This is a genomic window from Kitasatospora sp. NPDC015121, assembly GCF_055562955.1.
Window position 1 is genome coordinate 38,311 of the sequence record NZ_JBVHEH010000013.1, and the last position, 17,450, is coordinate 55,760.

The window sequence follows — 17,450 nt, forward strand, 5'->3', positions numbered from 1 at the left end:
GGGGCCGGGGGGCGCCGGCGAGGGGGAGACGGCAACCGTGACCACCGTACTGATCGTGGACGACCAGGTGCTGATCCGGGCGGGGCTGGCCGCCCTGGTACGGGCCGCACCGGGCCTGGAGGTGGCCGGCGAGGCCGCCACCGGCGAGGAGGCCGTCGAACTGGCCGTCCGCTGCCGCCCGGACGTGGTGCTGATGGACATCCGCCTGCCCGGGATGAGCGGCATCGCCGCCCTGGAACGCATTCTCGCCGAGGCCCGCGAACCGAAGCCCAAGGTCGTCATGCTGACGGTCTTCGACCTCGACCAGTACGTCTACGCGGCCCTGCGGGCCGGCGCCAGCGGCTTCCTGCTCAAGGACACCCCGCCCGAACGCCTGCTCACCGCCGTCGAGTTGATCGCCGGTGGCGAACTGCTCTTCGCCCCCAGCGTCACCCGGCGGCTGATCGAGACCTTCGCCCGGCAGTCCGGCCCGGACCGCGAGCAACCCGCGCGCCTGGAGGCGCTCACCGGCCGCGAGACCGACGTGCTGCGCCTGGTGGCGCAGGGCCTGACCAACGAGGAGGTCGCCGACCGGCTGGTGGTGAGCATCGCCACCGTCAAGACCCACCTGAACCGGGTGATGTCCAAACTCGGGCTTGCCAGCCGCGCCCAGGCCGTCGTGACGGCCTACGAGAGCGGTCTGGTCACCCCCGGCCTGGTCAGCTCCGGCCGGGACGCCGCGCCGGGCGGGAACTGACCGGGCGGGAGCTGACCAGGGCGGGAGCTGACCGGGCGGCCCGCCGGGCCCGGGTCTCGCCTCACAGGTTTCGGACCCGGTAGCCCGACCTGGCCTTCCGCAGGAGGTCGTCAGCGGCCTGGCCCGCCGTCTTGCCGTCCGGGACGTCCACCCAGATGGTGAGCCGCTCCTGACGGGAGCTGACCAGGATCAGGGCCTTGGACAGCCGCCGGGGCGCCCCCTTGCTGTTCTGGCTGTAGGACTCGGTGAGGATCGCCGCGTCCCGGCCCTGCTCGGTGGTGGACTCCACCGTCGCCACGCTGGCGACGCCGCCCTGGGGCGGGGTCGCCTGCTCGTGCTCCCGCTTCCAGCGCTCGGCGATGGCCCGGGCGGTCTCGGTGGACTTCTCCTTGCGGTCCGTGCCGATCCACATGTCGCCCTTGGGCGAGGTGTAGGAGGTGCCCCGGTAGGCGCTGCCGGACGTGGTCAGGTCGTCCTGGGTCTTGATGGTCCAGTCGGCCGGGGCCGCGATGGTCAGCTCCATCCGGTACTCGTCGTAGCGCCTCCACCCGTCCGGCAGGTCGTCCCCGGTCAGCTGCACGGCCAGGGCGAGCAGCAGCGCGAGCGCGACCGCGCCCACCGCGCCCGTGGTCAGGCCGGTGCGGCTGCGCAGCCAGCGCCGGGCCCGGGCCGCGGGCGGGACCGGCAGGGGGTCCGCGACCCGCAGGGTCGGGGCGTGGGGCGGGGCCGGCCGCTGCTGCGGCGGTGGCTCGGCTGCGGTGTGCAGCAGCGTCCGGGCCTGCTGGGCGGTGAGCCGGCGCTCGGGTTCCTTGAGCAGCAGCCCGGCCAGCAGGTCGGTGAGCCCGCGCGCCTGCTGCGGCGGCGGCAGTTCGGCGAGCAGGACCGCCTGCAGGGTGGAGGGGGTGGTCTGCCGACGGAACGGCGAGACGCCCTCGACGGCCTGGTAGAGCATGATGCCCAGGGACCACAGGTCGGACTCGGGCCCGGGGCGCCGCCCGAGCACCCGTTCGGGCGCGAGGTACTCGGGCGAGCCGACGAAGGCGCCGGTCTCGGTGAGCGCCTGCTCGCCCTCCACCTGCGCGATGCCGAAGTCGGTGAGCACCACCCGGTCGTACCGGCCGAGCATCACGTTGCCGGGCTTCACGTCACGGTGCAGCACGCCCGCCTCGTGCGCCGCGCCCAGGGCGCCCAGGACGGCCAGTCCGATCCTGGCCGCCTCCTGCGGGGCCAGCGTGCCCTCCTCCAGCGTCTCGGCGAGCGACCTGCCGCGCAGCAGCTCCATCACGATCCACGGCTGACCGGACTCGGTGACCACGTCGAAGATGGCGACCACCGACGGATGGTCGATCCGGGCCGCCGCCCTGGCCTCGCGCTCCATCCGCAGGTAGGTCGTACGGCGCTCGGCCGCGGTGAAGTGCTCCGGCACCTGCGGCTCCTTCAGCGCCACATCGCGGTCCACCACCTCGTCGTGGGCCCGCCACACCGTGCCCATGCCGCCCGCGCCGAGGCGCTCCAACAACCGGTACCGGCCGCCGACCAGCCGCCCCGCACCGGTCACCGGCCCCGGCCCGTCCGGCACCGTCCCGTCGGGCACCGGCCCGTCCGGTACCGGCCGGGGCGTGGAAGGGCCGGACGACAAGGCCCCCGGGCCGTTCGGCGGCTCGGCCTTCGCCGCCGCCGCGGCGCCCGCCCGCGCTCCGGACCGCTGCTCCCGCCGACGGACCGGTGACGGCGGCTGGAGACCGTAGCTGGTCGGCTCGCCCTGCACTCCGCTGATGTCCACGTCTCCCCTTGGCTCCCCCGGCGAGCCGTGCCCTCGTCCGGGACCCTGCCGCGTCGTTCGGAGACGGCCCCTTGCCGTCTCCGCCCCCCAGGAGGACGACCGTAGTGCGGGGCCCGCAGCCTGCCATCCATCCCAGGGCTGGTCGGCGGCCACAACCAGCGCTGTAGCAGCGGAGCGCCTCAACCCCAGGTAGGAGTGCCCGGCCAGGCGCCGAACCGAGGTCGGACGCACCACCTGCCCGGCGCTGCGCCGCCGGACGTCCGCACGGGTGGCGGAAGGCGGGCGATCCCGGTGCTCCGGGGAAGGAGCTCGTCGGTCCCGGTGATGCTGCTGCGGCCGTTACGGCAACGGCCGGCGCCTACCGCGCCGGTTTGAAGCACGGTTCAACTCCCAGGTGGACGCCCCCGCACGGGCGGACGGCGAACCATTGCCACCAGATGGGCGCGGCCCCTTCCACAAGGAGCTCGCCGAACCTGATGCAGCTTCACCAACCTTCGGGGGAAGACCACCATGCTCGTTCGCAAGCGCCTGTGCCTCAGCGCAGCAGCCCTCATGGCCACCACGGCCTTCACCATGATCGGTACGGCGACCCCTGCCGACGCCGACGTCATCAACTACTCCTGCGGACCTGAGCAGAACCCCTACCGGCTGACCAACACCAGCCAGCGCGACTTCGACTTCGGCGCGGTCCAGGGCAGCGGCCGGGCCGACCTGTACAACAGCACCAACCGCCCCTACAACAAGCGCAACGTCTTCTGGGTCTGGGGGCACGATCTGAACGCGGGCGACACGATCTCCCTGGACTGGTCGGACGACGGGGCCAGGAACTGGCACGCCTGCCACAAGACGGTCCCGAGTGGCGCCCACAGCACCACCACCTTCGCCGTCGACAATCCCGGCGGACGATGGTTCCGTGCCTGCCTCCACCGCGCCGGCTACTCAGGATGGGCCTGCACCTCCTGGTTCTGACACCCCGGTTCGGAAACCCCGCTCCCCCGGCGGCGCGCGGAGGGCCGGTGCGGGGGCGGCGACGTCCAGGGCGTGATCGGAGTACGCGGCGAGGCGGCCGGAGTCGTGGCCGGGCGCAGCGTGCGGACCCGGGTGCCGGCCGGGAGGAGGCCGGTGGCCTCGCGGACCCGCCCGGCGGACTACAGGTCGACCAGGACCCGGCGGGCGGCCTCGTCCACCTTCTGGTGGGCCAGGACCAGGTGCCACAACTCCCGAGCGGTGGAACGCCGGAGGAGCACGAGGGCGGTCAGGACACCGCGCCGCACCGGCGCGGTCGACTCGGCCCGACAGCGGGGACCAAAAGGTTGCCGCCTGCCCGAGAGCCCCTCCCCCGGGCCGCCTGAACTGAGGAAACACCGCTTTCGGCGGCCGGGAGCGCGAAGTGGCCGAAGGAGGAGGAGGAGGAGGAGGAGGAGGAGGAGGCGGCGAACCGCTGGTGCAACGGCGCAGCGGGTGGCCGGGTCAGGGCCAGCCGGACGGCTTCGCGGATGCGGTGGCCTCGGCGCGGGCGATCGCGTCACAGGACTCCCGCGCCTGCGCGGCCGCCCAGCCGGACGGGAGTTGCGCCCCCGGTCCGGCCGCCGTCGCCCGGGAACGCAGGGCACGCAGGGCTTCTGCCTCCGCGGAGGACAGGCCCATCTCCTGGTAGTCCCCCAGGTCGGTGCCGGCATCACCGGCGAGGAAGCTCTGCAGGTAGAAAGTGAGCTGCTTCACACACGGCTCGATCCGGTCGACGGAGCCCGACGGAGAGACAGCAGGAACGCCCGGTCGGGAGGCGGATGACGCCGACCCGTCCGTGGCTGCCTCACACCCCGCCGCCACAACCGCTGCTGCAGCCAGCCCTACCGCCCATCGCCTCAGCACCCGGCCATTCTGCCCACCACGGGGCCGCGTCGGCCAGAGGCCGGACCGGCCCGGACCGGTCCGCAGGAGGCGGATCTTCTCCAGCACGTACTCCAACTGCGTGCGGTCCGCGCCCAGTTCGACGCCGGGGCGGGTGGTGGATCGGTACGGGCACCGGACGCGTGCTGGTGGGCCCTGACGGCGGCGGAGTCCACCGAGATGTCCCAGTCGATGCCGTCGACCGCGTCCACCTCCGCCTGGACCTGCTGCAGCAGGCGTTCCCGCTCGGCATCCGTGAGATCCCCCGCCCCATGTCCGAACCGGCGAGCACGGCGGGCGATAGTCACATGATCGACCGGACGAGTCCTACAAGAGAAGGGGTGCCCGCCGAGCGTGTCGGACCGGCCGGGGTACGACTGGCCGACGGGCACCCGGGGATCTTCTGCCCCGGCCTCGGCGGGGCATGCCTGTTGCTGCCGTCACATACGGGGATGCCCGGCTGCTTCACCCCTGAGTGTCGGCAGATCCCGCCTGCAGGGCTGTTCTCCGCTGGATTTCCGCGTTTTCCTGCGGGCCGCTGGAAGACGGCTCGGCACGGTGGGTGCTGTGGGTGCAGTCCATTTCGCCGTGCAGGCTCAGTACCCGGGCGAGGGGCCCGGGTCGGCCCGCTTGCGGGCGCGGTACGGCTTCGGGGAGACGGTACCGGGCGTGGCCGGCCGGTCGTCGGCACCGGTGGGAGAGGAAGAACAGCACAGTCGTGCCGGTTTCGCCTCTGGACAGGGCGTTGGCGAGTGCTGACTCTGGAGGAGGGCGACCACAGGTGTGGTCGACCACTCATGGATCGGGGGGCCTCATGACCAACCATAGGCACGGCCACGGGCACGGCGGTGGTTCGGGCTGGGCATCGAACTGGCAGCAGGCGGCGCAGGACCAGCGCCGCCACCAGGAGGAGCAGGCGCGCGTCGAGCAGCAGGCGGCGGACAACAACCGCCGCCACCAGCAGGAGGAACAGGCCCGCCGCGAGGCGGAGGAGTACCGGCGTCGTGGGCTGTGGGAGGAGGAGCAGCGCCGCCTGCAGGAGGCGAGCGCCCGGGAGCGTCGGGCGAGGGAAGAAGCCGACGCTCCCGAGGACGGGGGCAGGGGCGAGGAGGAGTAGCGACGGTCCTGCTGGGCCCCGGCCGGGCCTCCCCCGCAGGCGGGTACTCGGCCGCTTGGTCGTCGTGCTCCGGCCGGGCCGGGCCGTCCGGGAGCCCAGCGCATCGCCGCCGGTCCCGTCCGGCGGCGCCCACCGCGCCTGGCTGAGGCGGGAGGACCTTCGCTGGGAGGTCGGTGGACGCGGTCGGTGGACCGGCTGGGCCTTGACCGTTCCCGGGTTGCCCAGCAGCGGCTCGGCTCTTGACCGACCTGCCACCGGGCTGCCGGCCCCGCAGAGCCCGAGGGCTCGAAAGCGGGCGCTCAGCAGTACGTCCGGGCCTTCTTGATGGCGGGATCGGTCTGTTGCGGGTCGAAGGTCCTGCTGAGCAGTTGCTGCGCCTCGTTCAGGGCGTCGGCGAGCGGCTGGTACTTGGCGTCCGCCAGGGCGGCCGCCTTGGCCAGTTCCTCGGCGCCGACGAGGCGGGCCACCGCGATGTCGAACGCCTGCCCGCTGTTGGTGTCGGGCATCCGTTCCGGCAGCCGCTTCACGGCCGCGCAGGCCAGCTCGCCGTCGGTCCCCTGGAGCCCGCCGAATCCGGCCCCCGACTGGCAGGCCGTCAGGGCCAGCAGCAGACCGAGCACGGCCACAGCGGTTGCCGAACGCCTCATCAGTTCCCCCACTTCAAGACTTCCGGCCATCTTCGAGGGCTTCGCTCAGGGGCATAAGTCCAATCCCGGCCAGCTTGCCCGGCTGTCGTCCCCGCAGAGTCCAAGGAGTTCAGAAGAAGACGCTCGGGTTTGGCCTGCGCGGGCGGCCGGTGGGCGAAGCAGCCCTGGGCTGGGTGGATGCCGGGCAGGGTGGCCGGGCTGAGGCAACCTCAGAAGCAAGCGCAGAAGCAATCTCGCTTCGAAGCGGTGGTCCGGCTTGCCCGACGGCCTGGCCGTGTCGACGTTTCCGGCCGCGGCCGTCCTCGCCGTTGGGCTGCCCCGCTGAGAGGGCCCACGCACCACGCGCTGTACGACCGGAAAGACGGCCCGCCGCGGGGGAAGCGCCGATGGGCCGTCTGCCGGCAGGGCCCCAAGGGCAACGGGATCCGAGGCCGCCACGGACACGAGCGCAGCGAGCGCTCCCCCGTCCCCGGCGCGCCGTCGGCCCCGCCGAGCGCAGGCGCTGGTGATCAGCGCGGCTGCTTCACGGAGCTCCGGGCAGGACGTGCCGCTCCCAGAGGCTGGTCAGGTGGGCGTGCAGGAGGTCCTGCGCCTCTTGCGAGGTGAGGCGGCCGATGAGGACGTGGGTGGTGAGGCCGTCGGCGAGGGCGAGGAGGGTGCGGGCCTCGCGTTGCGGGTCGGCGGGCGCGGCGTGTCCGGCGGTCTCGCCGGCTTCCCGGATGAGCCGGGTGAACGCCTGTTGCAGAGCCGCGTAGTTGGCTTTCAGCGTGTCGGCGAGTGGTGTGCTCACCACGGCCTGGGCGACGAAGGCGAGCCAGACCCGTGCCTCGGCGCGGTGTTCTTCCCGGAGCAGCGCGGCTTCGGTGACCGCGTGGCCCAGGGCGGTGGCGGCCGACTGGGCCGGGCTCCGGACGAGGCGGGCCCGGGCCCGCTCGGTGATCCGTTCGCCGATGTTCCCGAGGGTGAACACGAGCATCTCCTCCTTGCTGCGGAAGCAGCGCTGCACGGCGCCCATCGACACCTGGGCCCGGGCGGCGACGTCGCGCAGGGTCACGCCCTCCAGTCCGTGCTCGTCGGCGAGGCGGCAGACGGCCTCGGCGATGCGGTGGCGCCGGTCCTCGTGATCGACCTTCCTGGGCATGCCTGTGACCTCCGTCGGGCCGGCGCATTATTCGATGCGCTCGTATCGGTTCCCAGGCTACAGTTCCGATGCAATCGCATCGGAACGTGGATGGGGAGGATCGGAATCATGGGGGATGCCCTGTGGAAACTGTCGGCCTCGGCGCAGGCGCAGGCAGTGCGCGGTGGGGAGGTCCGCGCCGTCGAGCTGGTCGAGAGCCATCTGGAGCGCATCGCCGAGGTCAACCCGGAGGTGAACGCGGTCACCCAGCTCCTGGCGCAGCGCGCCCGGCAGGCCGCCGAGTGGACGGACCGGCGGCGGGCCGCGGGCGAAGAGCTGGGTCCGCTCGCCGGGGTGCCGTTCACGGTGAAGGAGACCACGGCCATCGAGGGCGTGCCGACCACGTTCGGCACCCCGCGCTTCCGCGATCTGGTGGCGCCGGCGGACGCGCCGCCGGTGGCGCGGCTGCGTGCGGCCGGGGCGATCCCGATCGGACACAGCAACATGCCCACCCTGATCCTGGCCGGGATGCACACGCGCAGCGAGCTGTTCGGGGACACGGTCAATCCCTGGGACCGCGGCCGGACTCCCGGCGGAACGAGCGGGGGTGACGCGGTGGCCGTCGCGACGGGCATGGCGGCGCTCGGGCTCGGCAACGACTCCGGGGGGTCGGTTCGGGTTCCGGCGCAGTTCTGCGGTGTGGCCGGGCTGAAGCCGACCACCGGCCGCTTTCCCGCCGACCACCGCATCGTCGGTCCGGACGATCCCGGCCCGGCGTCCCAACTGCTGGTGACCGACGGCCCGTTCGCCCGTACCGTGGGTGATCTGCGGTTGGCGTACGAGGTGTTGGCGGGCACCGATCCGCGCGACCCGCGGGCCGTTCCGGTGCCCGCGTACGGCGAGCCGCTGCCCGGGCCGGTGAAGGTCGCGGTCGTGGCGGACCCCGGCGGGCACGGCGTCCACCCCACGGTGCGCGCGGCCGTCGCGGCCGCGGCCGACGCGCTGCGGGACGCCGGGTACGACGTGCGTGAAGTGCCGGACGTGCCCCGGCTGGACGAAGCGCTCGACGCCTACGGCCGGATCGTCGCGACCGAGTTCGCCCCGACCTGGCCGGTGGTGCGGGGGCTGCTCGGCGAGGGCGGTGACCGCTACATCGCGATGACGATGGAGCGGACTCCGCCGGTGAGCGCGGACGAATTCGTGAAGCTCATGGGCACCTGGATGAACATCCGTCGGTCCTGGGCCGAATTCCTCGACGACCACCCGCTCCTGCTCGGCCCCTCGTTCACCGAACCGCCCGTCGAACCCGGGCTGGAGTCGCGCGACCGGGCCGGGCGGGACCGCGTCGGGTCGGGAATGCGCCTGTGCACCGTGACCAGCTTCGTGGGCGTGCCCGGGGTGGCGGTGCCGACCGGGGTGGTCGACGGGCTACCGTCCGGCGTGCAGATCGTCGGGCGCGCGTTCCGCGAGGACCTGTGCCTGGCCGCGGCCGAGGCGGTCGAGCAGCGGCTCGGAGTCCTCACACCGGTCGACCCGCGCTGGGGCGTTCGGGCCGGTTGACCCCTGCCGGCCACGGGTGGCACGCGCGCCACGGACGGCGGATCGAAAGGGGGTCGCAGCGGCCTCGCCGGTGGACGTCGTCAGGTCCCACCCCCACCGTCCCCGGCCGCACCCGCGAGGGCGACGTCGGCGCACCCGCCCTACGCGTCGTCCTCGTTCCGCGCCGCGCAGCCGGAGGGGGGTCCGGCGGCGGCGAGGCCGAGGCCGTGGTGCATCTGGTCGGCGATCCAGGCGGTGTACTCCCGCTCGCTCCAGCCCCGGGTCCGCACCAGGGACCGGTAGTGGGAGGGGTCGTTGAACATCCACACGACGTCCACGGCGCGCTCGCGGTCGAGGCCGGGCGGCCCGGGGTCGAGCGCCTCGACGCGGTCGACCACCATGGCGGCTCCGGCCCGCCGGTTGCGCTGCATCGTCTCCCACAGGTCGGCCGGCTCGGGGCCTTCGTCCGCGGCCCGGTGGACCACCTCGAAGATCTCCGCGGCGCGTCCGCCGATGATGCGGCAGACCTCGGCGTAGGCGTGCAGGACCGCCCGGGGCGTCCGTCCTTCCCGCACCGGCCGGAACCAGGGGCGCTCGGCCACCGGTACGGGTTCGTCGTCGCCGGCCAGCGCCCGGTCCACCACCTCGCGCAGGAGGGCGGCCTTGGAGCCGAAGGCGGCGAAGACGGTCGGCCGTGCCACGGCGGCGTCCGCGGCGATGTCGGCGAGGGAGGTGGCCGCGTAACCGCGGGCGACGAAGAGCCGGGTCGCCGCCGTGACGATCGTCTGCCGGGTCTGCCGGGCCTGCTGGTCACGCAGCGGTGAATCGTAGCGGCGCCGTCCGGGGCCGGCCGCACTGCTGTTGACGCCCATGACTCGCCATACTAGCGTTTTATTCACTGGACGCTGTCTCTCCAAAGGGAGGCGCCATGTCACCCGCCGTCCGTCCCTACGTCCTGGGAAGTGCCGAGGGTGAGGCGCTGTGGTTCCTCGGCAACCTCGTCACCGTCAAGGCCACCGGAGCGCAGACCCGGGGCCGGGTCACCGTGGCCGAGTTCCTCAACCCGGCCGGCTTCGCCCCGCCCCTGCACCGGCACCTGGAGGAGGACGAGATGTTCTACGTCCTCTCGGGTACGGCCCGCTTCTCGTGCGACGGGCAGGAACTCACCGCCCGTCGAGGAGACTTCGTCCTGCTGCCGGTCGGCCTGCCCCACACGTTCGTCGTCGGCTCCGAGGAGCCGCTGCGCTGCCTGCAGATCACCACGCCGTCCGGCTTCGAGGACTTCGCCGAGGACGTCGGCGTTCCGGCCGACGAGCGCCGGCTCCCCGACCCGGGGCCGTTCGACCCCGCGGCCCTCGGCCACGCCGCCGCGCGTCACCGCGTCGAGGTCCTCGGCCCGCCGCCGAACACGCACCCGGACCCGCGCCCGGGCGCGTAGCCGCACCGGCGGGCCCGGCCCTCCGGGCTACCGGAGGGCCGGGCGGGAGGGTCGGTTCTCCATGCCGAAGTAGCGGCTGGGGTAGTCGATGATCTCGGTGGCGTGCGGGAGGAGTTCGGGCAGGTGGGCGGCGCGTGCCTCCCGGGTGGCGGTGGCGAGGGCTCCGATTTCGAGGCGCCGGATCAGTTCGTAGGTGCTGTCGATGTTCTCGGCGCGCATCGCCTTCTCCAGCGGCGGCGGGACGGGCACCAGGACGGGCTTGCCGGCCGGACAGGCGCTGGTGGCCTTCGGCGGAGATCTCCTGCTCGGTGCGGGCCCGGCCGAAGAGTCGGACCTCGTCGATCTGGCCGTCGAGGCCGTCGCCGGCTTGAACGCACGACCGGACGGCCGGACTTCGCCGGGCCGTCACTGCCTCGGCCCGGTCACCGCAGCGGTGCCGGTGGCCCGCACCCACGGCCGTCCCGTCCAGCTCCTGGCCGGTGCAAGCAGCGGAGTGGCTCCCGTCCTGCCCCGGCGGGCCCTGGAGGCGCCCGGGGGCGGGGGTGCCGTGGAACGCGCGACGCCCCCGCCGCGGTGGGGCGGCGGGGGCGCAGGGGGTGCGGTGTCAGAGGGTGCCGCGGTAGGCGCCGGTGGAGGCGCCGCGCTCCTCGATGAAGTGCTTGAACCGCTTGAGGTCGCCCTTCACCTGCCGGTCCAGCACGCCCATCAGGTCGGCGGCCTTCTCGGCCACTCCGCCGGGCTGGAAGTCCATCTCCATCACGACCCGGGTGCGGGCGGCGTCGATCGGCTCGAAGCGCACCATGCCGGTCTGCTTCACGTCACCGTTGGTGGTGCGCCAGGCGACGTGGTCGTCCGGGACCTGGTCGACGATCTCGGTGTCGAACTCCCGGCTGACACCGGCGATCTTCGTCTTCCAGTGGTTGTGCCGGTCGTCGGTCTGGGTGATCTCCTCCACGCCGTCCATGAACTTCGGGAAGTCCTCGAACTGCGTCCACTGGTTGTAGGCGGTGCTGATCGGCACGTTCACGTCGATGGATTCCTGCACCTTGCTCATCGCTGTCCTCGCCTTCGAGTCGCTTGATCGGCCGGGCATCGCCTGCCCCGGTCTCCGGCCGGTATGCGCGGCTCCTGCCGGCCGGGCTACCGGGACGGCGTCTCGATCACCACCTTGCCGAACGTCGCGCCGGAGGCGTAGTGGCGGAAGGCGTCCACGGCCCGGTCGAAGGGGAAGGACCGGTCGATCACCGGGCGGATCCGGTGCTGCTCGACGACCTTGTTGAGCTCGCGGAACTGCGCGCGGCTGCCGACCGCGACCGGCCGCAGGACCGCGCCGGAGGCGAAGAGCCGGCGGGCGTCGATCGGCGGGGCGGTTTCCGAGACGAAGCCGACCATGGCGACGTGGCCGCCGAGGGCGACGGCGCGCACCGACTCGTCGAGCCGGCCGGCCACGTCGACGACCCGGTGCGCGCCGGTGCCGCCGGTGGCTTCGCGGACGGCGGCGGGCCAGTCCGGCTCGGCGTGGTAGTCGACCACCCGGTCCGCCCCGAGCGCGGTCAGCCGTGCGGCTTTGGCCGGTCCGCTGGTGGTGGCCACCACCCGGGCGCCGAGCGCCCGGGCGAGTTCCAGGGCGAACAGCGACACGCCGCCCGAGCCCTGGGTGACCACGGTGTGGCCGGGGCGCAGTCCGCCGTCGCCGGTCAGTGCGTTCCACGCGGTCACCGCGACGCAGGGCAGGGTCGCCGCCTCGGCGTAGGAGAGGTGCGCGGGGACCGGTACGAGCGCGTGTTCGTCGAGCACCGCGTACTCGGTGAGCAGCCCGTCCAGCGTGCCGCCGAGCTGCGGCAGGTGCTGCGGGCCGAACGGGCCGTCCTGCCAGCTCGGGAAGAGCGATGCCATGACCCGGTCGCCCGTGCGGACGGTGGAGACGCCGGGTCCGAGGGCGACGACCTCGCCCGCGCCCTCCGCGACGGGTACGACGTCGGGCCGGACGGGGAGCACGTACCGGCCGGCGAGGACCAGCAGGTCGCGGTAGCTGGGCGAGACGGCCCGGACCGCGAGCAGGACCTGGCCCGGCCCGGGCGCGGGGAGGGGGTGCTCGCGCAGGGTGAGGCCGTCGATCCCGGCGCCGCTGTCGACGTGGTAACTGCGCATCCGCGCGGGGGCGTTCACGCGGCGTCCGCGGCGAGCGGGAGTGCGCCGGTCTTGGTGAAGCCGAGGGCTTCGACGATCAGTCCGTCGGCGATCCGCATCAGGTTGACGCCGCTGACGTGACCGTGCGGGCCGTCGCCGAAGTGGTGGCGCCAGCGGATGGTGGCCCGCTCCCCCGTCACCACGACCTCGCCGGGTTCGAAGCGGGTCGTGCGGTCGGCGGCGAGGGTGCGCCAGGAGGCGAGGCAGTCGGCGCGGCCGGTGACCCGGCTGCCGTCGGGCGCGGGCTGGACGGACTCCATCACGCGGTGCTCGGCGACCAGGTCGTCGAGCAGGTCGGGGTCGTGGCGGACGAAGGCGAGGTTGAAGCGGTCGATCACGTCCGAGGCGGTGCGAGGTGACACGGAGGCTCCCCATAGATAGAACAGTCGGTCTATCGCTGTCGGCGCGACTATATAGACCGGTTGATCTACCGGTCAATCGCTGGCACCCTGGGACCATGAGCACGCGCGCCGAACCCGGTCCCCGCCAGCGCCTCCTGGACGCCGCCCAGGAACTGACGTACCGGCACGGCATGGGCATCGGCGTGGACGCGCTGCTCAAGGGTGCGAGCGTCGCCCGGCGCTCCCTGTACGAGCACTTCGGCGGCAAGGACGGCCTGGTCACCGAAGTGCTGCGGCGCAGCGCCGCCGAGGACGAGGCCCGCTACCGGCAGACCATGGACGCCGCCGGCGACGACCCGCGCGCCCGGCTGCTGGCGGTCTTCGACCGGATCGGTGAGATCATCGCCCGGGACGACTTCCGCGGCTGCCGCTACCTCGCCGCCGACCTCTCCCTCGCCGACCCCGAACACCCCGGCCACGCCGTCACCCGCGAGTACCGCGAACACGTCACCGCCCTGTTCGCCGCCGAACTCGCCCGCCTCGGCCACCCCCGGCCCGACGCCGGCGGCGACCAGCTGCTGCTGCTCGTCGACGGCGCGCTCGCCGCCGGCGCGACCCGCCCCACCACCGCCCCCGCCGCCGCCGCGCGGGAACTCGCGGAGCAGGTCATCGGGCAGGCGCCCGGCGCCCGCCGGCCGTAGCGCACGAACCGCCGGTCCGGCACCTGGGCGCCTGGCGGCGATGGGGTGCCGCCGACCGGGTCGGCGGCTCGCAGGCTGCCGGCCGCGGTGGCCGTGGTGGCCTCGCGGGTGCAGCGGGCGCCGTGCGCGGCGTCGCCGCCGGGTTCGACCGCGGTTGCGGCGCCCTGACGGCCTGTCGGCGAAGCCGGACGCCCCCGCCTGGATAGCGTGGGCCCGTGGCGCCCGCGGTTCGGCCGACGGCGCGCCGGACGGTGACGACGGCACCCCTGGAGGTCGGTTCATGCGCGCGGTGACCTACGACTCGTACGCCCCGGACAACTCGCGGCTGAGTTGCGGCGAGGTGGCGGAGCCCAAGGTGGGCCCCGGGCAGGTGTTGATCGAGGTCCGGGCGGCGGCCGTCAACCCGGTCGACTGGAAGGTGATGGCGGGCGGCCTGGACGGCATGATGGACGCGGTCTTCCCCGTCGTCCCCGGCTGGGACGTGGCCGGCGTGGTCGTCCGGACCGGCCCCGACACGCCCGAGTTCGCGCCCGGGGACGAGGTGATGGCCTACGCCCGCAAGGACGTGGTGCGGGCCGGGACCTTCGCCGAGTACGTCGCGGTCGCGGCCCCGGCGGTGGCGCGCAAGCCCGCCGCGCTCGACTGGGCGCAGGCGGCCGGGCTGCCGTTGGCCGGGCTGACCGCGCTGCGGAGCCTGAAGCGGCTGGAGGTCGGACCCGGCGACGTGCTGCTGGTGCACGGCGCGGCCGGTGGCGTGGGCAGCCTGGCGGTGCAGCTCGGGCGGGACCGCGGGGCCCGGGTGATCGGCACCGCCTCCGAGCGCAACCACGCGTTCGTCGAGGGGTTGGGCGGCGAGGCGGTGAGCTACGGCGAGGGCGTGGCCGAGCGGGTGCGCGCGCTGGCGCCCGACGGGGTGTCGGCGGTGGCGGACTTCGTCGGAGGCCAGGTGGAGGTGACGCTGGCCGTGCTCGCCGACGGCGGTCGGCACGTCTCGGTCGCCGACCCGGAGGTCGAGCGGCACGGCGGGCACTGGATCTGGGTCCGCCCGGACGGCGCCGAACTGGCCGAGCTGGCGGCGGCGGTCGACCGGGAGGCGCTCACCGTCGAGGTCGCGCAGACCTTCCCGCTGGAGCGCGTGGGTGACGCCTTCGACGCCAGCCGCACCGGCCACACCCGGGGGAAGCTGGTCATCGTGCCGTGACGGACGGCGCGGGGCCGGGAGGACCGTCCGACCCGTGCTCGCCCGCCGACGCGCGCGCCAAGGCCGCCGTTTCGCGCCGCCCGTGCGCGCAACGGCCGGGGCGTCTGCTTGGATCGGAGGCCGTCCTCCATCCCGGACGACCCCCGAGGCCGTGCGCCGGCCCGTAAGAGAGGCATCTGATGGTCAGACCGACGCTGCCCGTGGAGGTCCCCCCGACGCGCCGCGCCCCCGAGGGCGGTTACACGCTGCACGGCCGGCGCTACGAGGACCCGTACGTCTGGCTGGAACGGCTCGACGACGCCGAGACGGTCGACTGGATCGCCGCCCAGGAGGCCGTCACCCGCACGGTGCTGGACGGCGTCCCCGGCCGTGACGGTCTGCGCGCCGCCGTCGCCCGTTCCGCCCGCCACGCGCTCCTGTCCCCGCCGATCCCCGCGGGCCGGGACGGGCGCACCTTCCTCTGGCGGGCCGGTGCCGAGGACGAGAAGCCCGCGCTGGTGATGCACCGTTCGACCGGCTCCCCTGCGGAGACCGTGCTCGACCCGGGCGCCTGGCCGGCCGGCGACGTCCTGGTGTTCGCCGAGCCCTCCCCCGACGGCGCCCTGGTGGCGTTCGGCCGCGCCAGCGGCGGCACCCACGGCGCGGTGCTCCACGTCCTCGACGTCGAGACCGGCCGGCTCCTGCCCGACCGGCCGCGGGGCACCGACCACGGCTCGGTCGCCTGGCGACCCGATTCGTCCGGGTTCTTCTACACCGCCCGCCCGGAGCCCGGCGAGGTCCCGCCCGGCGAGGAGGCCTACTGGCACGCCGTCTACGACCACCGGATCGGCTCGGACGCCCCGGCCCGCAGGGTGTTCGGGGACGAGGACGACAAGGACCGCTGGTGCACCGTGAGCACCAGCGAGTGCGGCCGGTACGCCGTCATCACCGTGTGGGACTTCGTGCACGCCAACGACGTCACCCTGCTGCGCCTCACCGACGACGAGCTGATCCCGGTGGCCACCGGGATGCGGTCGGTCAACCAGGTGCAGGTGCTCGACGACTCGCTGCTCGTGTGCACCGACCTCGACGCGCCGCGCGGACGCCTGTGCGGGGCTCCCCTCACCGACCCGACCTCGTGGCGCACGCTCATCCCGGAGGGCCCGGACATCCTGCAGACCGTCACCGGGATCGGGGGCCGCCTGTACGCCGTCCACTCGCACGCCGCCTCGCACCGGGTGAGCGTCCACGCCCCGGACGGCACCCGTCTGCGGGACCTGGCGCTCCCGTCCCTCGGCTCGGTCAACCGGAACGAGGGGGCGGGCGTCGTCAGCGGGGTCACCGGCTCCTGGCACGGCGACGACGTGTGGGTGGCCTTCACCTCGTTCGTGCAGCCGCCGTCGGTCTACCGGTACCACTACGCGCACGACCGCCTGGAGGCCTACCACGTACCGGACACCGGCCTCGACCCGGCCGCGTACACCACGCACCAGGTCTGGTACGGGTCGGCCGACGGCACGCCCGTGTCGATGTTCCTCGTCCACCGCGCCGACCTGCCGCGCGACGGACGGCGACCGGTCCGGCTCAGCGGCTACGGAGGCTTCAACATCCCCGTGGAGCCGCGCTTCTCGGCCGTCAACGCCGCCTGGCTCCAGCTCGGCGGAGTGCTGGCCTACGCCAACATACGGGGCGGCGGCGAGTACGGCCGCGGCTGGCACCGGGCGGCCGTCGGCATGCGACGGCAGAACGCCTTCGACGACTACGTCGCCGCGGCCCGCCACCTGGTCGCCACCGGATGGACCACCCCCGACCGGATCGCCTCGCGCGGCAACAGCAACGGCGGCCTGATGGTGGCCGTCACCGCGCTGCAGGCGCCCGAGGCGTTCGGCGCCGTCTACTGCCGCGCGCCCCTGCTCGACATGCTGCGCTTCCCCGCTTTCCCCAACCTCAGTGGCACCACGGTCGAGTACGGCTCGCCGGACGACCCCGACGAGTGCGCCTACCTGGCCGCCTACTCCCCCTACCACAACGTGCGGCCCGATCGCCGCTACCCGGTGACGGCGATCGCGTCGGCGCTCAACGACCGCACCGCACCGCCGTACGACCCGCTCAAGATGATCGCCGCCCTCCAGGCCGGCGCCCCGCAGGGCGGCCCCTACCTGCTGGTGCCGCTGCGTGACTCCGGCCACGGCGGGGGAACCACCCTGTCGGCCCTCGTCGAGCAGGACGTCGACGAGCTGAGCTTCTTCTGCTGGGCGCTCGGCATCTCGGCGCGGCCACGCTGACCGGTGGCTGATCAGGGGGAGCCGGGCCACCGAGCCCCCTGGTCTTCCGGCACCCCCGTCGAGGTCAGGCCCGCGAGGCCGGGTAGCCGCGGCCGAACGGGCGCCGCCCGCCCGGTCTCACCGCGGCGGCCGGAGCAGCGGCGGCCGGAGCCGGGACGGCCGGTTCCAGGAAGGGCGAGCGCTCCACGGGCCGTCGTGGCCGGCCGTCGACGGCGACGGGCTGGTGGACGGCGGAGGAGGAGAACAGGAGGTGCCCCGGCGGGCGACGATCATCGGTCATGGCCCCAGTCTGTCCCGTCGTCAGCGCCCCAATCCCCACCGGCCTCCACCGGTTCGCGGGGCCGACGGACGCGCCGTGGCGGAGGGCGGGCCGCCCGCCCGGGCCGCCCGCCCGGGCCGGGTGCCGCGGTGGTCGGCGCGGTGGATTCGGCGCCGGGGGGAAGGCGGGGCCGTGACCGGCGCGGTGGACGCGGGGAGTCGGAG

Annotated in this window: 19 protein-coding genes; 8 read left to right on the forward strand and 11 right to left on the reverse strand. The window is 74.1% G+C overall.

Going from position 1 to position 17,450, the window contains the following annotated elements; genetic code table 11:
* Positions 1 to 37 precede the first annotated feature (37 nt).
* Positions 38 to 736 (forward strand): response regulator, encoded by a 699-nt coding sequence (locus ACZ3J7_RS20310; RefSeq protein WP_465622893.1) that lies wholly within the window; start codon positions 38 to 40, stop codon positions 734 to 736.
* 61 nt (positions 737 to 797) lie between these two features.
* Here ACZ3J7_RS20310 and ACZ3J7_RS20315 read toward each other — a convergent pair whose 3' ends face one another.
* The gene (locus ACZ3J7_RS20315; RefSeq protein WP_465622894.1) at positions 798 to 2,519 is read right to left on the reverse strand and encodes a protein kinase domain-containing protein; all 1,722 of its coding nucleotides are present in this window, start codon (positions 2,517 to 2,519) and stop codon (positions 798 to 800) included.
* A 510-nt stretch (positions 2,520 to 3,029) separates the two neighbouring features.
* Here ACZ3J7_RS20315 and ACZ3J7_RS20320 point away from each other — a divergent pair.
* Entirely contained in the window at positions 3,030 to 3,488 is a 459-nt protein-coding gene (locus ACZ3J7_RS20320; RefSeq protein WP_465622896.1) for a hypothetical protein, read from the forward strand.
* 179 nt (positions 3,489 to 3,667) lie between these two features.
* Here ACZ3J7_RS20320 and ACZ3J7_RS20325 read toward each other — a convergent pair whose 3' ends face one another.
* A complete protein-coding gene (locus tag ACZ3J7_RS20325) occupies positions 3,668 to 3,793 on the reverse strand; it encodes a hypothetical protein (RefSeq protein ID WP_465622898.1) in 126 nt (41 codons plus the stop codon).
* A 196-nt stretch (positions 3,794 to 3,989) separates the two neighbouring features.
* A complete protein-coding gene (locus ACZ3J7_RS20330; RefSeq protein ID WP_465622901.1) occupies positions 3,990 to 4,241 on the reverse strand; it encodes a hypothetical protein in 252 nt (83 codons plus the stop codon).
* A 982-nt stretch (positions 4,242 to 5,223) separates the two neighbouring features.
* Between ACZ3J7_RS20330 and ACZ3J7_RS20335 the strand changes: the two genes are divergently transcribed.
* On the forward strand, positions 5,224 to 5,526 hold the full coding sequence (locus ACZ3J7_RS20335; protein WP_465622903.1) for a hypothetical protein: 303 nt from the start codon (positions 5,224 to 5,226) through the stop codon (positions 5,524 to 5,526).
* A gap of 299 nt (positions 5,527 to 5,825) precedes the next feature.
* Here ACZ3J7_RS20335 and ACZ3J7_RS20340 read toward each other — a convergent pair whose 3' ends face one another.
* A complete protein-coding gene (locus ACZ3J7_RS20340; protein WP_465622907.1) occupies positions 5,826 to 6,173 on the reverse strand; it encodes a hypothetical protein in 348 nt (115 codons plus the stop codon).
* Between the two features lie 523 nt (positions 6,174 to 6,696).
* Positions 6,697 to 7,314: a TetR/AcrR family transcriptional regulator gene (locus ACZ3J7_RS20345; RefSeq protein ID WP_465622909.1), complete on the reverse strand. Its 618-nt coding sequence runs from the start codon at positions 7,312 to 7,314 to the stop codon at positions 6,697 to 6,699.
* A 108-nt stretch (positions 7,315 to 7,422) separates the two neighbouring features.
* Here ACZ3J7_RS20345 and ACZ3J7_RS20350 point away from each other — a divergent pair, with 108 nt between their 5' ends.
* Positions 7,423 to 8,853, forward strand: coding sequence for an amidase (locus ACZ3J7_RS20350; RefSeq protein ID WP_465623439.1), 1,431 nt, complete (start codon positions 7,423 to 7,425; stop codon positions 8,851 to 8,853).
* 140 nt (positions 8,854 to 8,993) lie between these two features.
* Here ACZ3J7_RS20350 and ACZ3J7_RS20355 read toward each other — a convergent pair whose 3' ends face one another.
* The gene (locus ACZ3J7_RS20355) at positions 8,994 to 9,704 is read right to left on the reverse strand and encodes a TetR/AcrR family transcriptional regulator (protein ID WP_465622911.1); all 711 of its coding nucleotides are present in this window, start codon (positions 9,702 to 9,704) and stop codon (positions 8,994 to 8,996) included.
* A 56-nt stretch (positions 9,705 to 9,760) separates the two neighbouring features.
* On the opposite strand from ACZ3J7_RS20355, the gene ACZ3J7_RS20360 reads away from it, so the two are divergent.
* Complete coding sequence (locus ACZ3J7_RS20360) at positions 9,761 to 10,270, forward strand: cupin domain-containing protein (RefSeq protein ID WP_465622913.1); 510 nt, start codon at positions 9,761 to 9,763, stop codon at positions 10,268 to 10,270.
* 27 nt (positions 10,271 to 10,297) lie between these two features.
* Here ACZ3J7_RS20360 and ACZ3J7_RS20365 read toward each other — a convergent pair whose 3' ends face one another.
* From ACZ3J7_RS20365 to ACZ3J7_RS20380, 4 genes are all read right to left on the reverse strand, one after another.
* A complete protein-coding gene (locus ACZ3J7_RS20365) occupies positions 10,298 to 10,519 on the reverse strand; it encodes a hypothetical protein (protein WP_465622915.1) in 222 nt (73 codons plus the stop codon).
* Between the two features lie 355 nt (positions 10,520 to 10,874).
* A complete protein-coding gene (locus tag ACZ3J7_RS20370) occupies positions 10,875 to 11,324 on the reverse strand; it encodes an SRPBCC family protein (protein ID WP_465622917.1) in 450 nt (149 codons plus the stop codon).
* Between the two features lie 86 nt (positions 11,325 to 11,410).
* Positions 11,411 to 12,439, reverse strand: coding sequence for a zinc-dependent alcohol dehydrogenase family protein (locus tag ACZ3J7_RS20375; protein WP_465622919.1), 1,029 nt, complete (start codon positions 12,437 to 12,439; stop codon positions 11,411 to 11,413).
* Positions 12,436 to 12,822 carry a nuclear transport factor 2 family protein gene (locus tag ACZ3J7_RS20380; protein WP_465622921.1) on the reverse strand — a complete coding sequence of 129 codons (387 nt, stop codon included), beginning with the start codon at positions 12,820 to 12,822 and terminating at the stop codon, positions 12,436 to 12,438. Before ACZ3J7_RS20380 ends, ACZ3J7_RS20375 begins: the two co-directional genes overlap by 4 nt.
* A gap of 95 nt (positions 12,823 to 12,917) precedes the next feature.
* Between ACZ3J7_RS20380 and ACZ3J7_RS20385 the strand changes: the two genes are divergently transcribed.
* The 3 genes from ACZ3J7_RS20385 to ACZ3J7_RS20395 all read left to right on the forward strand — a co-directional run bounded on the left by ACZ3J7_RS20385 (position 12,918) and on the right by ACZ3J7_RS20395 (position 16,967).
* A complete protein-coding gene (locus tag ACZ3J7_RS20385; RefSeq protein ID WP_465622923.1) occupies positions 12,918 to 13,502 on the forward strand; it encodes a TetR/AcrR family transcriptional regulator in 585 nt (194 codons plus the stop codon).
* A gap of 280 nt (positions 13,503 to 13,782) precedes the next feature.
* Complete coding sequence (locus ACZ3J7_RS20390) at positions 13,783 to 14,703, forward strand: NADP-dependent oxidoreductase (RefSeq protein ID WP_465622925.1); 921 nt, start codon at positions 13,783 to 13,785, stop codon at positions 14,701 to 14,703.
* Between the two features lie 179 nt (positions 14,704 to 14,882).
* Positions 14,883 to 16,967: a prolyl oligopeptidase family serine peptidase gene (locus ACZ3J7_RS20395; protein ID WP_465622927.1), complete on the forward strand. Its 2,085-nt coding sequence runs from the start codon at positions 14,883 to 14,885 to the stop codon at positions 16,965 to 16,967.
* A gap of 64 nt (positions 16,968 to 17,031) precedes the next feature.
* Here ACZ3J7_RS20395 and ACZ3J7_RS20400 read toward each other — a convergent pair whose 3' ends face one another.
* On the reverse strand, positions 17,032 to 17,247 hold the full coding sequence (locus ACZ3J7_RS20400) for a hypothetical protein (RefSeq protein WP_465622929.1): 216 nt from the start codon (positions 17,245 to 17,247) through the stop codon (positions 17,032 to 17,034).
* Positions 17,248 to 17,450: the final 203 nt, after the last annotated feature.

What these genes read in the sequence shown, in the direction of transcription:
- ACZ3J7_RS20360 (WP_465622913.1), top strand. Translation starts at nt 9,761, where the DNA reads ATGTCACCCGCCGTCCGTCCCTACGTCCTGGGAAGTGCCGAGGGTGAG.
- ACZ3J7_RS20390 (WP_465622925.1), top strand. Translation starts at nt 13,783, where the DNA reads ATGCGCGCGGTGACCTACGACTCGTACGCCCCGGACAACTCGCGGCTG.
- ACZ3J7_RS20355 (WP_465622911.1), bottom strand. Translation starts at nt 9,704, where the DNA reads ATGGGCGTCAACAGCAGTGCGGCCGGCCCCGGACGGCGCCGCTACGAT.
- ACZ3J7_RS20345 (WP_465622909.1), bottom strand. Translation starts at nt 7,314, where the DNA reads ATGCCCAGGAAGGTCGATCACGAGGACCGGCGCCACCGCATCGCCGAG.
- ACZ3J7_RS20400 (WP_465622929.1), bottom strand. Translation starts at nt 17,247, where the DNA reads ATGACCGATGATCGTCGCCCGCCGGGGCACCTCCTGTTCTCCTCCTCC.
- ACZ3J7_RS20370 (WP_465622917.1), bottom strand. Translation starts at nt 11,324, where the DNA reads ATGAGCAAGGTGCAGGAATCCATCGACGTGAACGTGCCGATCAGCACC.
- ACZ3J7_RS20320 (WP_465622896.1), top strand. Translation starts at nt 3,030, where the DNA reads ATGCTCGTTCGCAAGCGCCTGTGCCTCAGCGCAGCAGCCCTCATGGCC.
- ACZ3J7_RS20385 (WP_465622923.1), top strand. Translation starts at nt 12,918, where the DNA reads ATGAGCACGCGCGCCGAACCCGGTCCCCGCCAGCGCCTCCTGGACGCC.
- ACZ3J7_RS20340 (WP_465622907.1), bottom strand. Translation starts at nt 6,173, where the DNA reads ATGAGGCGTTCGGCAACCGCTGTGGCCGTGCTCGGTCTGCTGCTGGCC.
- ACZ3J7_RS20395 (WP_465622927.1), top strand. Translation starts at nt 14,883, where the DNA reads ATGGTCAGACCGACGCTGCCCGTGGAGGTCCCCCCGACGCGCCGCGCC.
- ACZ3J7_RS20350 (WP_465623439.1), top strand. Translation starts at nt 7,423, where the DNA reads ATGGGGGATGCCCTGTGGAAACTGTCGGCCTCGGCGCAGGCGCAGGCA.
- ACZ3J7_RS20335 (WP_465622903.1), top strand. Translation starts at nt 5,224, where the DNA reads ATGACCAACCATAGGCACGGCCACGGGCACGGCGGTGGTTCGGGCTGG.